This is a genomic window from Streptomyces sp. NPDC057877, from assembly GCF_042796855.1.
Lineage (GTDB): Bacteria > Actinomycetota > Actinomycetes > Streptomycetales > Streptomycetaceae > Streptomyces.
The window spans coordinates 29,834-47,081 of the sequence record NZ_JBHVMS010000002.1 but is presented as its reverse complement, the minus strand read 5'-3'; the positions used below and the strand labels follow the sequence as shown (position 1 = coordinate 47,081).

General features: G+C 71.8%; 14 protein-coding genes. 7 read left to right on the top strand and 7 right to left on the bottom strand.

What is annotated here, in order from left to right; translation table 11 throughout:
• Positions 1-90: 90 nt before the first annotated feature.
• From ACFVQG_RS04155 to ACFVQG_RS04140, 4 genes are read left to right on the top strand one after another with little or no spacing between them, the layout of a single operon-like run.
• Positions 91-1,356, top strand: coding sequence for an ABC transporter substrate-binding protein (locus ACFVQG_RS04155; protein WP_383376623.1), 1,266 nt, complete (start codon positions 91-93; stop codon positions 1,354-1,356).
• Positions 1,357-1,376: 20 nt separating this feature from the next.
• Complete coding sequence (locus ACFVQG_RS04150; protein ID WP_383376621.1) at positions 1,377-2,267, top strand: carbohydrate ABC transporter permease; 891 nt, start codon at positions 1,377-1,379, stop codon at positions 2,265-2,267.
• Complete coding sequence (locus ACFVQG_RS04145) at positions 2,264-3,121, top strand: carbohydrate ABC transporter permease (RefSeq protein WP_383376619.1); 858 nt, start codon at positions 2,264-2,266, stop codon at positions 3,119-3,121. The genes ACFVQG_RS04150 and ACFVQG_RS04145 overlap by 4 nt, the downstream gene beginning before the upstream one ends.
• 12 nt (positions 3,122-3,133) lie before the next feature.
• The gene (locus ACFVQG_RS04140) at positions 3,134-5,995 is read left to right on the top strand and encodes a glycoside hydrolase family 2 TIM barrel-domain containing protein (protein ID WP_383376617.1); all 2,862 of its coding nucleotides are present in this window, start codon (positions 3,134-3,136) and stop codon (positions 5,993-5,995) included.
• 61 nt (positions 5,996-6,056) lie between these two features.
• Here the strand turns inward: ACFVQG_RS04140 and ACFVQG_RS04135 are convergent, their stop codons facing one another.
• The 3 genes from ACFVQG_RS04135 to ACFVQG_RS04125 all read right to left on the bottom strand — a co-directional run bounded on the left by ACFVQG_RS04135 (position 6,057) and on the right by ACFVQG_RS04125 (position 9,708).
• Positions 6,057-7,211, bottom strand: a complete 1,155-nt coding sequence (locus tag ACFVQG_RS04135; RefSeq protein WP_383376615.1) for a phosphatidylserine/phosphatidylglycerophosphate/cardiolipin synthase family protein — start codon at positions 7,209-7,211, stop codon at positions 6,057-6,059.
• A 266-nt stretch (positions 7,212-7,477) separates the two neighbouring features.
• Positions 7,478-7,993: a hypothetical protein gene (locus ACFVQG_RS04130; RefSeq protein WP_383376613.1), complete on the bottom strand. Its 516-nt coding sequence runs from the start codon at positions 7,991-7,993 to the stop codon at positions 7,478-7,480.
• Positions 7,990-9,708 (bottom strand): PHP domain-containing protein, encoded by a 1,719-nt coding sequence (locus ACFVQG_RS04125; RefSeq protein WP_383376611.1) that lies wholly within the window; start codon positions 9,706-9,708, stop codon positions 7,990-7,992. The genes ACFVQG_RS04130 and ACFVQG_RS04125 overlap by 4 nt, the downstream gene beginning before the upstream one ends.
• A gap of 260 nt (positions 9,709-9,968) precedes the next feature.
• Here ACFVQG_RS04125 and ACFVQG_RS04120 point away from each other — a divergent pair, with 260 nt between their 5' ends.
• The 3 genes from ACFVQG_RS04120 to ACFVQG_RS04110 all read left to right on the top strand — a co-directional run bounded on the left by ACFVQG_RS04120 (position 9,969) and on the right by ACFVQG_RS04110 (position 12,903).
• On the top strand, positions 9,969-10,556 hold the full coding sequence (locus tag ACFVQG_RS04120) for a TetR/AcrR family transcriptional regulator (protein ID WP_383376609.1): 588 nt from the start codon (positions 9,969-9,971) through the stop codon (positions 10,554-10,556).
• Positions 10,557-10,683: 127 nt separating this feature from the next.
• Positions 10,684-12,141: a hypothetical protein gene (locus ACFVQG_RS04115; protein WP_383376607.1), complete on the top strand. Its 1,458-nt coding sequence runs from the start codon at positions 10,684-10,686 to the stop codon at positions 12,139-12,141.
• A 36-nt stretch (positions 12,142-12,177) separates the two neighbouring features.
• A complete protein-coding gene (locus ACFVQG_RS04110) occupies positions 12,178-12,903 on the top strand; it encodes a hypothetical protein (RefSeq protein WP_383376605.1) in 726 nt (241 codons plus the stop codon).
• Between the two features lie 15 nt (positions 12,904-12,918).
• On the opposite strand, the gene ACFVQG_RS04105 is transcribed toward ACFVQG_RS04110, so the two are convergent.
• The 4 genes from ACFVQG_RS04105 to ACFVQG_RS04090 all read right to left on the bottom strand — a co-directional run bounded on the left by ACFVQG_RS04105 (position 12,919) and on the right by ACFVQG_RS04090 (position 17,127).
• Positions 12,919-13,365 carry an NUDIX hydrolase gene (locus ACFVQG_RS04105; protein WP_383376603.1) on the bottom strand — a complete coding sequence of 149 codons (447 nt, stop codon included), beginning with the start codon at positions 13,363-13,365 and terminating at the stop codon, positions 12,919-12,921.
• A gap of 105 nt (positions 13,366-13,470) precedes the next feature.
• The gene (locus tag ACFVQG_RS04100) at positions 13,471-14,229 is read right to left on the bottom strand and encodes an isocitrate lyase/phosphoenolpyruvate mutase family protein (protein WP_383376601.1); all 759 of its coding nucleotides are present in this window, start codon (positions 14,227-14,229) and stop codon (positions 13,471-13,473) included.
• 10 nt (positions 14,230-14,239) lie between these two features.
• Complete coding sequence (locus tag ACFVQG_RS04095) at positions 14,240-15,985, bottom strand: DUF2264 domain-containing protein (protein WP_383376599.1); 1,746 nt, start codon at positions 15,983-15,985, stop codon at positions 14,240-14,242.
• 62 nt (positions 15,986-16,047) lie between these two features.
• Positions 16,048-17,127 carry a rhamnogalacturonan acetylesterase gene (locus ACFVQG_RS04090; RefSeq protein ID WP_383376597.1) on the bottom strand — a complete coding sequence of 360 codons (1,080 nt, stop codon included), beginning with the start codon at positions 17,125-17,127 and terminating at the stop codon, positions 16,048-16,050.
• Positions 17,128-17,248 lie beyond the last annotated feature (121 nt).

Genomic DNA, 17,248 nt, shown 5'->3' with positions numbered 1-17,248 from the left:
GAAGGTTAGCGTCCGGCACCGCAAGCCGAAGTGAGCCATCTCGCGCCGAGCCACCGAGCCGCAGCAGAACCTCGAGACAAGGACGTCACCATGTCGGCATCGAGCAACAGCAACCGGGACCGCCGATCCGTACTGCGGGCCGCCCTGGGCCTGACCGCCGCGGGTTCGCTGGCGGCCTGTGGGGGCAACAACGGCCGGGGCGGGGGCTCCGGTTCGGGCACCAGCCTCGTGCAGTACTTCCACGCCTACGGCGAGGCGGGCACCGAACAGGCCGTCAAGCGGTACGCCAAGGCCTACGACAAGGCCGACGTCTCCACGCAGTGGATCACCGGCACCAACTTCGAGAGCAAGCTGTTCTCCGCCCTGCTCACCGACAACGCCCCCGACGTCTTCGAGTTCCACCCGCAGATACAGCTCGTCAAGAGCGGTCAGGTGGCCGATCTGACCGAGCTGATCGAGCCGGTCAGGGACGACTTCAACCAGGCGGACATCGCCTCGCACACCATCGACGGCAAGGTGTGGGGCATCCGGATGATCGACGACCCGCAGTTCTTCTACTACCGCAAGTCCCTGCTGGCGGACGCGGGCATCGAGCCCCCGGCCACCCTGGACGAGCTGGTGGAGGCGGCGGCCAGGCTCACCACCGACAAGGTCAAGGGCGTCTTCCTCGGCAACTCCGTCACCCCGGTGATGAACCCGCTGATCTGGTCGACGGGCGCGAACACCCTCACCGAGGACAACGAGATCGCCTACCACACGCCCGCGGTCGCCGAGGGGCTGACCAAGCTGCGCTCCATGTTCAAGGACGGTCATCTGCTGCTGGACGCGCCCGCCGACTGGTGGGACCCGTCGGCGCTCACCCAGGGCCTGGTCGCCATGCAGTGGTGCGGGATGTGGGCGATGCCGGTGATCCAGGAGGCGCTCGGCGACGACGTCGGCATCATCCCCTTCCCGGCCTCGGCGGACGGCGGCAAGCCCGCCGTGGTCAACGGCGGCTGGTCGATGTTCGTCAACGCCAAGTCGACCCACCTGGACGAGGCGAAGGAGTACGTCAAGTGGCTGTGGATCGACCAGAAGGAGCACCAGGAGGACTGGGCGCTCTCCTACGGCTTCCACATCCCGCCGCGCACCTCGCTCGCCGAGTCCGCGGACAAGCTCAAGACGGGCCTGGCGGCGGAGGGCGTACGGCTGTTCAACGAGTTCGGGCACTTCGACAACCCGGCCTGGACCCAGGCCATGATCGTCGCCCTGGAGGGCGTCGTCGCCGACACGGTCCGCAAGGGCGGGAACCCGGAGGCCGCGCTCGACAAGGCGGACCGGACGGTCGGCCGTGAGCTGAAGAAGCTGTTCGGATAGGCCGGGGACGGACTGACGCCATGATCCGTGGCCGTACCCTCAACTTCTGGCTGTTCACCGGCCCGTTCCTGATCGGGCTGGTGGTCTTCGTCTACATCCCGATCGGCTGGAGCGCGTACCTCTCCTTCTTCGAGGCGCGCTACACGGTCACACCGAGCACGTTCGTCGGTTTCGACAACTACCGGTACATGCTGACGAACGACCGCTTCACCGACGCGCTGGTCACGTTCACCGTGTTCGCCGCGATCGTCGTCCCCGTCACCTGGGCGCTGTCGCTGGGGCTGGCGCTGCTGGTGAACCGGATCCGGTTCATGCGGGCGTTCTTCCGGTCGGTGTTCTTCCTGCCGACGGCGGTCAGCTTCGTCGCGGCCTCGCTGATCTGGAAGATGTCCGTCTTCAGCGGGGTCCGCTTCGGTCTGGCGAACACCGTGCTCGGCTGGTTCGGCGTGGAGAACATCGCCTGGCTGGCGGACCCCAACCCGCCCTGGTACTGGCTGGTCATCGTCACCGTAAGGCTGTGGCTGCAGTCGGGGTTCTACATGATCCTGTTCCTGGCCGCCCTCCAGAACATCCCGCGCGAGCTGTACGAGGCGGCGGCGATCGACGGCGCGAAGCCCGGCTGGCAGACCTTCCGCCATGTCACGCTCCCGCAGCTGCGGGCCACGTCCACGGCCGTGATCCTGCTGCTGCTCGTGGCCGCGTACCAGGCCTTCGACGAGTTCTTCAACCTGCTCGCCAAGACCACCTGGGGCCGCCCGCCGCTGGTCGAGCTGTACTACACCGCGCTGGGCGAGAACCAGGACTACGGCGCGGGCAGCGCGGGCGCGATGATCCTGACCCTGCTGATCTGCGTGGTCACCCTCTTCCAGGGAAGGCTCATGGGCTTCGGAAGGGGTGAGGAGGCCAAGTGACCACCACCCCCTCGGGACGCCGCGGACGCGGCCACACGCTCTCCTCCACCGGCCTCTATCTGGGCGCCGGGATCGCCGCCTTCCTCTTCCTGGTCCCCTTCTATCTGATCGTCCGCAACGCCCTGTCCACGGACGCCGAGATCACCGGCGAGGAGTGGCGGTTCTTTCCCACGGACATCCAGTGGGGGAACGTCACCGAGCTGTTCGACGACCCGACGGTCCCGTTCGCCCAGTCGCTGTGGAATTCGACGGTCGTCGGCGTACTGCATACAGTCGGCACCCTACTGGTGTGCTCCCTCGCCGGATACGGCCTGGCCCGCATCCCCTACCGGCACGCCAACAAGATCTTCTACGCCGTTCTGGTGACCCTGATGGTGCCGACCGCGGTCACCTTCGTACCGAGCTTCGTCCTCGTCTCGTCACTCGGCTGGGTGTCCAGCCTGCGCGGACTGGTCATTCCGGGGCTGTTCAGCGGTTTCACCTGCTTCCTCTTCCGGCAGTACTTCCTGGGGTTCCCCAAGGAACTGGAGGAGGCGGCACGCGTGGACGGGCTCGGCTACTGGGGCGCGTACTGGCGCATCGTCGTGCCCAACTCGCTGAACTTCTTCGCCGCCATCGCCACCATCACCTTCATCAGCGGCTGGAACGCCTTCCTGTGGCCGCTGGTCATCGGCCAGGACGAACAGGCGTGGACGGTCCAGGTGGCGCTCTCCTCGTACATGACCAACCAGACCGTCAACTTCCACCTGATCTTCATGGCCACCGCCATTTCCATCCTGCCCCTGGTGTTCGTGTTCCTCTTCCTCCAGCGCTGGCTGGTCCAGGGCATCGCACAGACCGGCATCAAGGGCTGACCAAGGAGACCGATGTCTTTCCGCACCACCGCCTACGTCGAGGACACCGCCCCGGGCACGGGCGCCCTGCCGCCCCGTGCCCGGTACCGCGACTCCGACGCGAAGTCCCTCTCCCTCAACGGCAACTGGCGCTTCCGGCTCTCGGCGACGGCCGACGCCGAGGACGACTCCTTCGCCGCGCCCGGATACGACGCCGGGGGCTGGCCGGAGGTGACCGTGCCCGGCCACTGGGTCCTGCAGGGCGACGGCGCCTTCGGCTCTCCGATCTACACCAACCACCTCTACCCCTTCCCGGTCGACCCCCCGCACGTCCCGACCGACAACCCGACCGGCGACCACCTGCGCCACTTCGACCTGCCGGAGGAGTGGCCGGGGGACGGCGATGCGTTCCTCCGCTTCGACGGCGTGGAGTCCTGCGCCCGGGTGTGGCTGAACGGCACGGAGATCGGGGAGTTCAAGGGCTCGCGGCTGCCGCACGAGTTCTCGGTGGGCGCGCTGCTGAGGCCGACCGGGAACGTGCTCGCGGTCCGGGTCCACCAGTGGTCGGCGGGCTCGTACCTGGAGGACCAGGACCAGTGGTGGCTGCCGGGCATCTTCCGTGACGTCACCCTGCTGCACCGCCCCGAGGGCGGCGCCGGTGACTTCTTCCTGCACGCCTCGTACGACCACCGCACGGGCGAGGGCACCCTGCGCGTCGACTCCGAGGTCCCCGGCCGGGTCACCGTGCCGTCCCTGGACATCGACGTCGCCACGGGTGAGGCCGTGACCGTGGCGGTCATGCCGTGGACGGCGGAGACCCCGACGCTCTACGACGGTGTCCTCGCCACGCCGGGCGAGCGGGTGCCGCTGCGCGTCGGCTTCCGCACGGTGGCCGTCGAGGACGGCCTGATCAAGGTCAACGGCAGGCCGGTCCTGTTCCGCGGCGTCAACCGCCACGAGTGGCACCCCGAGCACGGCCGCGCCCTGGACCTGGAGACCATGCGCCAGGACGTGCTCCTGATGAAGCGCCACAACATCAACGCCGTCCGCACCTCCCACTACCCCCCGCACCCGGCCTTCCTCGACCTCTGCGACGAGTACGGCCTGTGGGTGATCGACGAGTGCGACCTGGAGACCCACGGCTTCGTCGAGCACGCCTGGCGGGACAACCCCGTCGACGACGACCGCTGGACCCCGGCCCTGCTGGACCGCGCCGCCCGCATGGTGGAACGGGACAAGAACCACCCGTCGGTGGTCATCTGGTCCCTCGGCAACGAGGCGGGCACCGGCCGCGGCCTGACCGCGATGGCCGAGTGGATCCACGCCCGGGACACCTCCCGGCTGGTCCACTACGAGGGCGACGTCGACTGCCGCGACACCGACGTCTACTCGCGGATGTACGCCTTCCACGAGGACGTCGAGCGCATCGGCCGCGGCCTCGACGGCGGCACGCACAAGCGACGCCAACTCCCCTTCATCCTGTGCGAGTACGGCCACGCCATGGGCAACGGCCCCGGTGGGCTGGCCGACTACCAGCGGCTGTTCGAGCGGTACGGCCGTCTCCAGGGCGGTTTCATCTGGGAGTGGATCGACCACGGCATCCGGCACCCGGAGCTGGGCTACGCCTACGGCGGCGACTTCGGCGAGGAGTTGCACGACGGCAACTTCGTCTGCGACGGCCTGCTGTTCCCGGACCGGACGCCGTCACCGGGGCTGGTGGAGTACAAGAAGGTGATCGAGCCGGTGCGCGTCGAGGGCGACGGCCGGGACGGCACCGTACGCGTCACCAACACCCATGACTTCGCCGACCTCTCGGCGCTGGCCTTCGAGTGGTCGTACGAGGTGGACGGCGCGACGGTGGAGGCGGGCTCCCTGTCGGTCCCGGCGCTGGCACCGGGCGAGTCGGCGGAGCTGAAGCTGCCGGAGCCGCCCGCCGCCGAGGACCCGGCGGAGGCCCTGTGGACGATCCGCGCGCTCCTGGCGACGGACACCCCCTGGGCACCGAAGGACCACGTGGTGGCCTGGGCGCAACTCCCCGTCACCCCCCGCCGCACCCCCGCCCTCACCCCGACCGCCCGCCCGACATCCACCACCGACCGGATCCACCTGGGCCCGGCCACCTTCGACGCCCGCACCGGCGCCCTGCTCACCCTCGGTGACCTGGAGCTGTCCGGCCCCCGCCTGGACGTCTGGCGGGCGCCCACCGACAACGACGAGGGTGCTCCCTGGCAGCCCGACGCCCGTTACGGCCTGCTCTGGCGGAAGCTGGGGCTACACCGTATGCAGCACCGTGTAGACGATGTACAGCTCACCGACGACACGCTGACGGTACACACCCGCGTGGCGCCCGCCGCCGCGGAGGTGGGACTGCATACGGCATACCGCTGGACGTCGGACGGCGACCGGCTGAAGCTGACGGTATCCGTCACCCCGGCGGGCGACTGGACGCTCCCCCTCCCCCGGCTCGGCGTCCGCCTCGGCCTCGCGGGCGCCGACCGGGTGCGCTGGTACGGCGGCGGTCCGGGCGAGGCGTACCCCGACACCCGGTCGGCGTCGCGGCTGGCCCGCTGGGAGTCGACGGTGGACGGCCTCCAGACCCCCTACGTCCGCCCCCAGGAGAACGGCGCCCGCGCCGACGTCCGCTGGGTGGAGCTGGGCGGTCTGCGGATCGAGGGCGAGCCGGAGTTCTGGTTCACGGCCCGCCGCTGGACCACGGAACAGCTCGACGCCGCCGCCCACCTGACGGACCTCACCCCCGGGGACCGGGTGTGGGTCAGCCTGGACCACGCCCAGATGGGCATCGGCTCGCAGTCCTGCGGACCGGGTGTGCTGCCGCGGTACCGGCTGCGCGCCGAACCGGCCGGGTTCTCGTTCGTCTTCTCGACGCTGGGCTGACCGCTCAGGACCGCGCCGCGCGCCTCACGTACGCGCGGCGCGGTGTGGGGTGTGGCGGCGGTCAGCTGCTGCCGCTCCCGTCGTCCGTCTGGTCGCAGCCGACATCGGCGCCCCACAGCGCCTGGAACTGTTCGACGTAACGGGCGGTGGCCCAGCCGTTGATGACGCGGAGCATGGCGTCGTCGGCGTTCCTCAGCGAGTTCTCGGTGACGTTGTAGGAGCCGACGAAGACCGCCTCGCGCCAGGCGCCCGCGTAGTACGCGTCAATCAGGGTGAGCTTGTTGTGGTGCTCACCGTGGCAGAAGACGCGAGCAGCGGGGAAGCCCTGCGCCTTCAGCTCGGTCTCCCCGCTCTCCTTCTGCACGATGACCTTGACATTGCAGCCGATGCCGACGAGCCGGTTCAACTCGGCGGCGATCGCCTTGGAGTAGTCGCTCGGGTTGAACAGGCTGGCTTCCAGCCAGACACGGTCGTTGCCCGCCGCACAGGCGGTGACGTTCCTCAGGACTCCGACCAGCGGGCTCTTGGTCTCCATGGGGTAGAAGTAGGCACGGGACAGGTCGTTGTCCCCGGCACGGGCCTTGGCATCGTCGTCCCAGGTCACTCCGCCGTGGGTCCAGTAGGTCTTCGTCGCGTCGTTCGCCGCGCGCATGCGGTTCCAGTAGTCCACGTAGTGCGTGAACAGTGCCGTGTCGTCCCTGCTGATCAGCAGGTTCTGGGCGTGCTGGGCCTGCTTCAGGCTGAAGTTGGACGACGACTGGAGTACGAGCCTGGTGTCGCCCTTCTTGATCAGGAAGATCTTGTTGTGCATGGTCCCGTCGGGGCCGTTGCACGCCTTGGCGCACTGGTGGACGTCGATGTTGTTGGCCTCGAGGTAACTGACCACGGCGTCGTTGCTTCCGAGGCTGCTCAGCACCACCCGGACGTTGACACCGTTCTGGGCGGCTCGGACCAGCGACTGCGCGACCTGGGTGCCGTAGCCGTCGGTGTCCTTGACCCATTCGTACAGCGCGACCCGGATGTAGTCGCCGCTCTGCGCCGCGTCGGCCGTCGCGTCGATCTTCGCCTTGATCTTGCGGGCGATCAGGGTCTCGGTGGTGCCGCCGTAGGTGAAGCAGACCTCGTAGTTGCCCTCCTCGACGCAGTCCGCGGTCGCCGCGGCGGCGGGCGGGGCGCTGAGGGACGCCAGCACCAAGGAGGCGGCGCATAGGAACATGACGAGAAGGGACCGGCGCCGACCGGTCCAGCATGTACGGATCATGCGACACCTTAAGTCGCACACCTGTGCGACGTCCACGGCGCCGTCACCTTCCAGCCACCTCCACGCCCCGCTCTGATAATCTCACCGTCAGCTGCCGCGCGGGGCCCCTTCCGGCCATGGAGTGCTGGTAGTCAGGGACCAGGCCGTCGCACGCTCCCCCCGGTTCAACTGCCCGTTCACCGGGGGGAGTTCGTGCGATTGCCTGCCCCGTTCCCGGCCGGTCAGTGGTCCGCGCAGCACGGTGTCGGCTCCGGTACCTCGAAGGGCACGAGCGTGCCGCCGATCGCGGGCTGCGCGATGAGGACGAGTTCACCGCCCTGCCACTGCGGGCGTACGTGATCCCGAGTCACCAGGCGGGCGGAGCCCTCCGGTTCCCCGGGCGCCCCCAGCACCGTCACCCGGTCGATCGCCGAGCGCGACAGCAGTTCCGCGACCGTCAGCGTGCCGGTGAGTGCGTCGGCGCCGGGGTAGAGGACCGCGCGGCCGGTGTCGTCGGGGACGCCGTCCGTCACCTCGTACCCCTTGGCGGTGAGCCACTCGCGGGCCGGGTCCCGCAGGGCCGGTGAGGCGACGGTGAAGGACACCGCCACGCGCGGCCGGTCGCCCCGGATCAGGTGCGTGCAGCCGAACGCGCCCTCGGGAAGGGCGAGTTCGGCGGCGAGCGTCCTGAGGAGGTGGTCGGCCGCGCGCAGATCCCTCAGACCGGCGTCGACGGTGAGGGCGTACGGGGTCGTCACGACGGGAGGACCCACACGGGGTTGGTGTAGAACCACAGGTCCTGCCACGGGTCGGCGTCGCCCACGACGTCGATGGCGGGACCGGCCGGGTCCACGGCCGCGCCCATCGCGCCGACGGCGCCGCGCTTGCCGTCGGTGCCGCGCAGGCGGACGTAGACGGGGCGGTCGACCCGGCCGAGGTCGTAGGTGAGGCGGACCGTGCCGGTGGACTTGTTGACCTCGTAGGACTTGACGACCTTGGCGGAGGGCGCGGTGAAGGTGTCCTTGTCGGAGACCTCGCCGGTGACATCGCCCTGGATGACGTCGACCCGGGCCAGCTGGGGGACGAAGCCCGCCCAGTTGGGGCCGCCCGCGAGGGCCACGTCGACGGTCAGCGTGACCTTGGTGCCCTTGCGGACGTGCAGCGCGCCGCCCAGGGTGGCCCAGCGGCTGCCGCCGGAGACGCGGACGTCGAGGCCGCTGAGCAACTGGCCGTGGTCGACCCAGATGCGGCCCGCGCGGATGCCGTCCATGACGGCGGCGTAGGAGAAGCCGTCGGAACCGACGTGGGTACGGCTGTAGTAGCCGGGCCAGTAGTCCGCCTGGGCGAGGTCGATCTGACCGGCGTAGACCGGGTCCTCGTACTTGCCGTTGGCGTTGAAGTCGCTGCCCGGGCCGCGCACGGTGGTGTCGGCGTAGTTCTGGTGGGAGTCGGAGTTGGCGGTGATCCACCACGGCTTGCCCTCGGCGAGGAGGCTGTCCCACAGACCGCCGACGGTGGCGGTCATCCAGTCGAAGCCGCCCCAGGTGCGGTACGACTCCGGCGGGTAGCCCGCGAAGGAGTTGGCGCTGGGGTTGTTGTCGTAGATGCCGCGGGCACGGCCGGGGCCGAGCGGCGCGGGCAGGCCGCCCGCCTGGTGGCCGGGGGCGCCCTCGAAGCCGACGGCGATCTGCCGGTCGGCGCCGGTGGCGTCGCGCCAGCCGCGGATCTCGTGCGGGGAGTCGACACCGCGCCGCGCCGGGTGGTTGGCGAGCATCAGCGCGTCCTTGACCTTGCGCCGCTGCACCTGCTCCGCGAGGAAGTTCAGGCCCGCGATGGCGAGGGCCTCGTTGGCGGGCGTGGAGTCGGAGGCGCCCTTGACGCTGCCGTCGTAGGCGGTCTCGAACTGCTTGAGGACGGAGACCTCGTTCTTGCCCGGGTGCACGAAGACCGTGCCGTGCTCGGCGGCGGGGATGTTCCACTCCAGGCCCTGGAAGACGAGGGTGTCCTCGTAGGCGGCGCGGGCCTGCTGGATGTCGGGGTTGACCTTGTCGACACCGATCTTGGCGTGGGTGGCGCTGCCGTGGTCGGTGATGACCAGCCAGTCCATGCCGTAGCGGGCGCCCTGGCGGACCTGGTCGACGACGCGGTACTTGCCGTCGCTGCTGTACTGGGTGTGGATGTGGTGGTCACCGGCCAGCCACAGGAAGCCGCCGCGGCGGCTGCCGGAGGAGGACGGCGCGGCGTAGGCGGGGGCGGCGGCCGTGCCGAGGACGCTGGTGGCCGCGAGGCCCGCGCCGAGGAGTCCCGCGCGGCGCAGCAGCGAGCGGCGCGACTGCTGCTCGGGGGTCAGGGCCTCGTCCGGGACGGAGGTGTCGAAGGCGGCGGGCAGGGGGGCCGTCGCGTGCCCGTGATCGTGATCGTGGTGGTGTCCGTGGTGGTGATGGCCGTGTCCGTGGCCGTGACCGTGACCCATGAAATGTGCCTCCTGGATGCCGCCGACTTCCGCGCGGCTGCCTGCTGCGGCGCTCACTGCGTCGCGTGAGGAGAATCGAGGCGGAAGATGAATATTGAACGACCCAGGGATGAGCGCCAGGCGTCCCGGACACGGCCGCTCGTCCCGCCCGTCACGGCCTTCCCAACTGCCGTACCAGGGCCGTGAGTTGCCGGGCCGCCTGTCCGGCTGGACTAGGCTGCCGCCCATGTCAACGGGCGGAACGGTGGAGGAGGTCGCCCATGGCCCGTGCGGGCATCACCGCCGAGCGCCTGGTCGCGGCCGCCGCCGACCTGGCCGACGAGGTGGGCTTCGACCACGTCACCCTGTCCGCGCTGGCCCGCCGCTTCGGGGTGCGGGACGCCAGCCTCTACTCCCACGTACGCAACCTGGGCGAACTGCGCACCCGGCTGGCCTTGCTGGCCGGGGGCGAGCTGATCGACCACATCGCGGCGGCGGTCGCGGGCCGCGCGGGCAAGGAAGCGCTGACCGCCTTCGCCGCCGCGTACCGCGCCTACGCGCTCCAGCACCCCGGCCGTTACGCGGCCACCCAGATCCGCGTCGACCCGGCCCTGGCCGCCGACTCCCCCGCCCTGCGCCGCACCGCCGACATCACCTACGGCATGCTCCGCGGCTACGGCCTCGACGAACCCGACCTCACCGACGCCGTCCGCCTGCTGCGCAGCACCTTCCACGGCTACTGCGCCCTGGAGGCCGCCGGGGCCTTCGCCCACTCCCGCGACGTCCAGGCGTCCTGGGACAAGGCCGTCGACGCCCTGCACGCGGCGCTGGAGCACTGGCCACGTGAGACACCTCGGCCACGGAAGTGAACGGCGCGGTGTGGATGGGCGAAAACAGCGGTACGAACGTGATGTCGGAGACCGGTTCCCTAGACTGGAATCTTCACGGGCCCCGCGTTCCGCTCAGCGGGGGCCGCCACGGGGGAGGGAGCGCGTCTTGTCCCAACAGCAGCTCGGACGCGGCCCGTTGCCCACCCGCGGACCCGGCCCCGACCAGCCCACGGGCCCGGACGACGGCGGCTCGCCGCCCGCGCGGTTCGTCGGCTGGCTCGGGGGCCTCGGCTGCCTCGCGGCCGGGTACGCCGTGTTCCAGTTCCTCTTCGGCGTCCTGCCCGACTCCCTCGGCGGCGAGACCGCCCGCTATCTGATCGCCGGGCTCAGCGGCCTCGGCACCGGCGTGGCGGCCTGGCTGGCGGCGGCCCTGCTGCGCGCCCGCACGGCCGCCGCCGCCCAGGCCGGGCAGCGCGATCCGGCCGCCCTCGGCACGGGCGCGCTGGCACCGGGGCCCGGTCCGCTGCCCGAGGTGTTCAGCGCGGCCTACGAGACGCTCGTCGGCCAGGTCTCGGTGGTCGACGATCCGGAGGCCGGGCTGCTGACGGGGTGGTCGCACTCCCTGGGCGAACCCGACCCCACCGGCGGCCCCGGCGATCCCGCCCCGCAGCGCCCGACCCCCGTCGGCACCGCCTACGGCCTGCACACCATGCTCGACCTCGGCATGCCCGACGGGCGGCTGAGCACCGGCGACCTGGTGCAGACGCTGTGGCGGCTGCGGCTGCCGGGCGGCGGCTGGTCGGCGCGGTCACAGGGCGCCGAGGCCCGCCCGGAGGTCACCGCGCTGGTGCTGGGCGCGCTCGCCCGCGCGGGGGCGTCCCGCGATCTGCTGGCCGCCGAGGTGGACCGCTGCACCAGCGGCTTCACCCGCGAACTCGACCGCGCGGGCCGCGAGTCCACGCACGTCGTGACGACCGTCCTGCGCGGCCTGCTGCGCGCCGCGCCCCGCCACCGGACCGTGCCCCGGCTGCACGAGGCCCTGGTCGACGGCGCGATCAGCGACGACCGCCGTGACCATCTGCGCTGCTGGAGCTACCGCCTCGGCCCGCCCTACGGTCCCCCGTCCCCCCTGCACACCGCGCTCGCGGTGGTCGCCCTGGACCGGGCCGCCCGGGTGCTCGGCGAGACCGCAGCCGCCCGCGCCGCCCGCGAGGACGGCGTCCGCTGGCTGCTGGCCTGCCGCGACGCGCCCCACCACGCCTGCCTCGACCTGGAGAACCTCCGCGAGGAGGTACGCCGCCCCCGCACCGACGACCCCCTACGCCACGAGGTGCTGAACGTACGGCACTTCACCGCCTCCTGGATGGCCCGCGCCCTGCTCACCCCCGGCGCCCGCGAGGTCGCCCGTCGGGACGGCCGCACGGACGACTGGCGGGAACGGCTGGACGGCGCCATCGCCGCCGTGTGGGCCGGGCAGACGGACGGCATCTGGATCTGGGGGCGCGGCGACAGCACCGAACTGCGCCGCCCGATGTGGATGACGTATCAAGGGCTGTCGGCGCTGCGGGCGCATGCCGTATGGATGTACCAGCCGGATCACCCGGCTGTCCCACACCGTCACTGACCGTGCCCGAGCGGGCCGGAGTTGGAGGAAGACCACATGGGTGGTCGGCATGTCCTGGCGGCCCGGCGGCTGCTGACCGCGACACTGGACGCGGAACTGCCCGAGCACGAGCTGGCGATCGCCGCCCGGGACGTGGTGGCCGAACTCGGCGCCCCCGGCCGCCTGCTGGAGCTGATCGCCGAACTCGCCTCCGGCGAGGGCGATCCGGAGGGCTGCGCGCGACTGTCGTACCGCCATGTCCTCGGCTTCGACAAGCTGCTGCTCGTCGACGGCGGCCCGCGCCATATGCTCCGCGCCCATCTGTGGCACCCGGGCCGGGGCGCGATCGGCAAGGAGGACATCCACAACCACCGCTCCCCGCTGGCGTCCTGTGTGGTGCGGGGGCGGCTCGCCATGGAGCTGTACGAGACCGACGGTGACGGTGACATCGCCACCACGCGCTACCAGGAGTCGCTGGCCGAGGAGTCCGCGCACTGGCGGCTGGCCCCCGCGGGCCCGGCCCGGTTGCGGCTCACGCATGTCGCCCACTTCGCGGCGGGCAGCGCCTACGCCCTGCCCGCGCACACCCTGCACCGGGCGTGGTGCGACACGGAGGCCCCGACGGTGACGCTCTTCCTGGAGACGGGCAGCGAACGGCGGCGCCACACCGATGTGTTCACCGCGGCGGGCCCGCATCCGGGGGCGGTGGCGAAGGTGCCACTGGAGGTGCCGGACTATCTGGGGGCGCTGAGCGGTCTGGCGGATCTGTTGAGGAGTACGTGAGTCGGGAGGAGCCGGTCAGGGGGCCAGGGCCTGGCGGACGACGTCCATGTTGTAGTCGTCGATGTCGACGCCGGACAGCTCCGCCGGGGCGAGCCAGGCGTGCGCCTGGTCCGGCTCGGGCAGGGTGACCTGCCGGGTCAGCGGCCTGACCAGGAAGTTCTCCTGCCAGTTCTTGGTCTCGTGGCCCTTGTAGTCACTGACGAAGGACGACTCGCCGACCTTGCGGACGATCTCGCCGAGCAGCCCGGTCTCCTCCTTCAGCTCCCGCAGCGCGCCGTCCGCGGCGCTCTCGCCGGGCTCCAGCTTGCCGCACGGCACACCCCAGACCCGGGGCAGGAACCGCTCGCGCTCGCTGCGGCGCACCAGGAGCACCCGGCCCTCGCCGTCCATCACGATGGCGGAGGCGAGCCGCCTGTCGGAGGGAGTGGTCCCCGGGGGGGTGCTCCCTGAGAGGGTGTCCATGCTCATCGGTCCTCGGCCCTTCGCCCGTGACGAGTCCAAAGGTTCTGATACCCGCGAAAGCGTCAACCGTACCAGGATCGCCCCTAACTGGCAGTGGCACCGGCCTCACGCGAGCGCCTGCACGTCCCCGTACGCCGGTGTCGTGCCCCGGGGCGCGCGGCCCGCCCGGATCCCGGCCAGCGCCTCGACGGCGGCGCCCAGGGCGCGCCGGTAGAGAAGCGAACCGAGGCTGACACGGCGCACTCCGAGGTCGGTGAGCTGGGGGACGGTGGGGCCGGTGGGTGAGTAGAGCACATTGAGCGGGAGGTCGCCGAGGGTGCGCACCAGGGCGGCGATGGCGGTGGGGTCGGTGAGGCCGGGGACGAAGGCGCCGTCGGCGCCCGCCCGCCGGTAGGCGTCGAGGCGGGCCAGCGTCTCGCCGTGAGGGCGGTCGTGGGGGCCGAGCCAGTACGTGTCCGTGCGGGCGTTGACGAACAGCCCCGGTGCCGCGGCCTTCACGGCGGCGATCTTCTCGGCGTGCCGGTCCGCCGGGCCGAGCCGGTCCTCCAGGTTGATGCCGACGACGCCCACGGCCCACAGTTCGCGGGCGAACGCGGCGACCTCGGCCGGGTCGTCGCTGAAGCCGTCCTCGGCGTCGACGGACAGCGCGAAGGGGTCGGACCCGAGGCCCAGGGCCAGCCGCAGGGTCTCGTCGCGGGTCGCCGCCGCCCCGTCCGGCACTCCGGCCGCCGCCGCGACCCCGAGGCTGGTGGTGCCGATCGCCGCGAACCCCTGGGCGGCGAGCAGCCGCGCGGAGGCGTGGTCCCAGGCGTTGGGGAGGAGCAGCGGGGCGCCGGGGCGGTGGAGTGCGGCGAAGGCGGTCATGCCGGAGACGCTAACGGTGGGGCGTTTCGGTGCGGGCCGAAGTGTCCGCGCCGGGGAGCGGCAGCACGGTCAGGCCGGGGTGGAAGCGGAACCGGGCGGGTGGTCCGTCGGCCCACCGTACGCACAGGTCGTCACCGTCCTCCACCGTGACGGACGCCAACTCCGGGAGGGGGCGGGGTTCCGGCTCGGCGGTGAGCCGGACGAGGGCGACGTAGAGACCGGGGCCCTGGCCGAGGGTGCCGGTGAGGGTGTCGTCCAGACCGTGGGCGGGCAGCGCCTCGGCCCGGACGCCCGCTCCCGCCGCCGTGGCCCATCCGGTCACCCGGACCGGCGTCCCCTCGGCCGCCGCGCTCACCCGGAAGGCCCGCACCTCCACCGCGCCGCGGGCCACCACCAGGCTCACCACCCGTGCCCCGCCGCCCGCCCGGTGCCGGGAGGCGGCCCACCCCTCCCCCACGCCCAGCGGCTCGATGCCGGTACGGCTCGCGTCGCCGCCGACGACCAGGCTGTTGTCGTACGACGGTGTGGACGTGGTGGTGGGCTTGGTGATCGTGGAGTAGGCGAGGCGCGTGTAGTACGGGTCGTAGCGGACGTCCTCGCTGCCGTGGTTGTGGAGGCGGACGACGCCGTCCGAACGGGTGGACTGGAGCAGCCAGTTGGGGGCGGGGAGGGGGGTGACCGCGTCGGCGCGCTCGGCCGGGGCGGGCTGTTCGGTGGCCGTCCAGACCTCGTGCTCCGGGGGGAGGAGCAGGCCGAGGAAGCCCTTGCTGGCCCAGTAGGGGGAGGCGGGGCCGGAGTAGCCCTGGAGGACGGACGGGTCGGGGCCGTGCCAGCCGAGGGTGAGCAGGCCGCGCTCGTCCACGGCGCCCCGGTCGAGGAAGTGCTTGAGGGCGCCGGAGGCCAGGCGGCGGGTCTCGCCGGGCGGCAGGGGGGTGTGGCCGGTCAGCGCGCCCAGCCACAGGGGGGCGGTGGTGGCGAAGCGGTAGGTGAGGGAGCGGCCCTGGTGCAGGGGGGCGCCGTCGCCGCCGAACAGCCGGGCGTAGTCGCTGAGGTGACGGGCGAGGCGGCGGCCGTAGCGGTCGAGGAGGCGGGGGTCGTCGGCGAGCCAGGCGTGCAGGACCGGGTAGAGGTGCAGGGCCCAGCCGTTGTAGTAGTCGAACTTGCGTCCGTCGCCGTCGGTGTACCAGCCGTCGCCGACGTACCACCGCTCGACGCGCTCCAGTCCACGGTCGACGGCGAGACGTGCAGTATCCGGCTCACAGCCGACTGCATACAGAAATCCGCCGACCGTCACCGGGAACAACTCCCAGTTGCACGGCCACGGTTGGGCGGTCAGCGCGTCACCGAGCCAGGCCGCCGCGCGCTGCCGTACCGCGTCCGGCAGCCGGTCCCACAGCAGCGGGCGGGTGAGCCGCAGGGCAAGGGCGATGGACGCCGCCTCGACGAGCGGCTGGCCGCGGTCCTCGATACGGGGCCAGACCCCGGACACCCCGGCCGCCAGCCCGTCCGCGTACCGCTCCAGGACCTCCTCGTCCCGGCGGAAGGCGGCCAGCAGCAGCGTCCGGGCGTACCCCTCCAGGCCGTCGGAGAGGCGGCCGGACCAGCTGGTGTGGTCGCCGGGCAGGTGGTAGAGGGCGTGGTCGGGGGTGGCGTACGGCTCGACGGCGGCGAGCAGGGCGTCGGCGGCGGCCTCCCAGTGGGCGCGGGTGAAACCGGTGTGCGGGCTGCGGAGGTGGTCGTCGGGCGGCAGGAGCATCGGCGGGTCCTTCCAGCGAGGGCCTGGGACGCCCCGGTTCCGGTCGAGGCGTCCCAGGGGCTTCACCCCACCCGTACCAGGCCCGGGGGTACCAGATGCCGGGCGACGAGTTCGTCCCGGACGAGTTCCGCGTACACGGTGGCGCCGTGCCCGGAGGTGTGGGTGTTGTCGCGCTTCTCGTTGTAGAGGTACAGGGACTTGGAGCCCTCCACGCCGAGCGACTCGACGACGGCCTTGGTCTTCGCCGTCAGGTCGATCAGCGGCACGTCCTGGGCGGCGGCGACCGAGCGGACGACGGCGGGGTGGTCGACGCCGAGGCCGTTGACGAGGAGGGCGGTGCCGTTGTTCAGGGTGCCGTCGGCGTTGAACCAGCGGCGCACGATGGGTGTGACGAGGACCGGTTCGCCGCCCTGTTCCCGTACGCCCGCGACCAGGGTCTCCAGGTTGGCGCGGTAGGTCGTCTCGTCGGTCGTCTTGTCGTTGTGGGCGAGCTGGATCAGGACGAGGTCGCCGGGTCGGACGAGCGGCCGGACGGTGTCCCACAGCCGCGCGTCGGCCAGATAGCTGACGGTGGACTCGCCGGAGTCGGCGTGGTTGGCGACGGAGAGGCCCTTGCGCAGGTACTGCGGGAGTTGCTGGCCCCAGCCGTAGTAGGGGTCCCCTGGCTGGTCGCAGACGGTGGAGTCGCCGACGAGGAGGATCTGCCGGGTGCGCTCGCCCGCCGGGGTGACGCGGATGTCGGCCAGCGCGGGCGCGGACCCGCCGATCGTCAGGTCCAGGCCCGGAGTGCCGTCGGCGCCGGTGGGTTCGCCCTCCGGGGTGCGGACGTCGACGGTGAAGGCGCGGGCGACGCGCTCGCCCGCCGGTGCGGCCGTCTCGGGGAGCAGGGCGCGCCGGGTCTCGCCGCCGATGCTCGTACGGGACGCGGACTCGCCGCCGAGCAGCACCTTGACGTCGTAGGTGCCGGGCGGGACGTCGAAGTGGCAGACGGTGGTGGCGGTGGTGGCGGTGGTAGCGGTGGTGGTGCAGTGGTCGATGCCGAGCGCCGGACCGGGCTCCTGCCGTGCGTGGGCAGGTACGGCCGTCAGTCCGGCGCTCAGGGCGATCGCCGCCGTCACGGCGAGGCTGCTGACACGTCTCATGGGCGGACCCTCCGGCAGGTCGTCAGATCGATCTCCTGGCGGCTGGACCGTACCGTGCGACGGCAAGCGCTTTCTAGATGTCGGACGGACTCAGGTCCTACGGGATCAAGGTCGTACGGGA

Excerpts from the sequence above, each read along its gene's own strand:
- ACFVQG_RS04100 (WP_383376601.1), bottom strand. The coding sequence starts at position 14,229 with ATGACCGCCTTCGCCGCACTCCACCGCCCCGGCGCCCCGCTGCTCCTC.
- ACFVQG_RS04110 (WP_383376605.1), top strand. The coding sequence starts at position 12,178 with ATGGGTGGTCGGCATGTCCTGGCGGCCCGGCGGCTGCTGACCGCGACA.
- ACFVQG_RS04125 (WP_383376611.1), bottom strand. The coding sequence starts at position 9,708 with ATGGGTCACGGTCACGGCCACGGACACGGCCATCACCACCACGGACAC.
- ACFVQG_RS04135 (WP_383376615.1), bottom strand. The coding sequence starts at position 7,211 with ATGTTCCTATGCGCCGCCTCCTTGGTGCTGGCGTCCCTCAGCGCCCCG.
- ACFVQG_RS04105 (WP_383376603.1), bottom strand. The coding sequence starts at position 13,365 with ATGGACACCCTCTCAGGGAGCACCCCCCCGGGGACCACTCCCTCCGAC.
- ACFVQG_RS04090 (WP_383376597.1), bottom strand. The coding sequence starts at position 17,127 with ATGAGACGTGTCAGCAGCCTCGCCGTGACGGCGGCGATCGCCCTGAGC.
- ACFVQG_RS04095 (WP_383376599.1), bottom strand. The coding sequence starts at position 15,985 with ATGCTCCTGCCGCCCGACGACCACCTCCGCAGCCCGCACACCGGTTTC.
- ACFVQG_RS04150 (WP_383376621.1), top strand. The coding sequence starts at position 1,377 with ATGATCCGTGGCCGTACCCTCAACTTCTGGCTGTTCACCGGCCCGTTC.
- ACFVQG_RS04140 (WP_383376617.1), top strand. The coding sequence starts at position 3,134 with ATGTCTTTCCGCACCACCGCCTACGTCGAGGACACCGCCCCGGGCACG.
- ACFVQG_RS04155 (WP_383376623.1), top strand. The coding sequence starts at position 91 with ATGTCGGCATCGAGCAACAGCAACCGGGACCGCCGATCCGTACTGCGG.
- ACFVQG_RS04120 (WP_383376609.1), top strand. The coding sequence starts at position 9,969 with ATGGCCCGTGCGGGCATCACCGCCGAGCGCCTGGTCGCGGCCGCCGCC.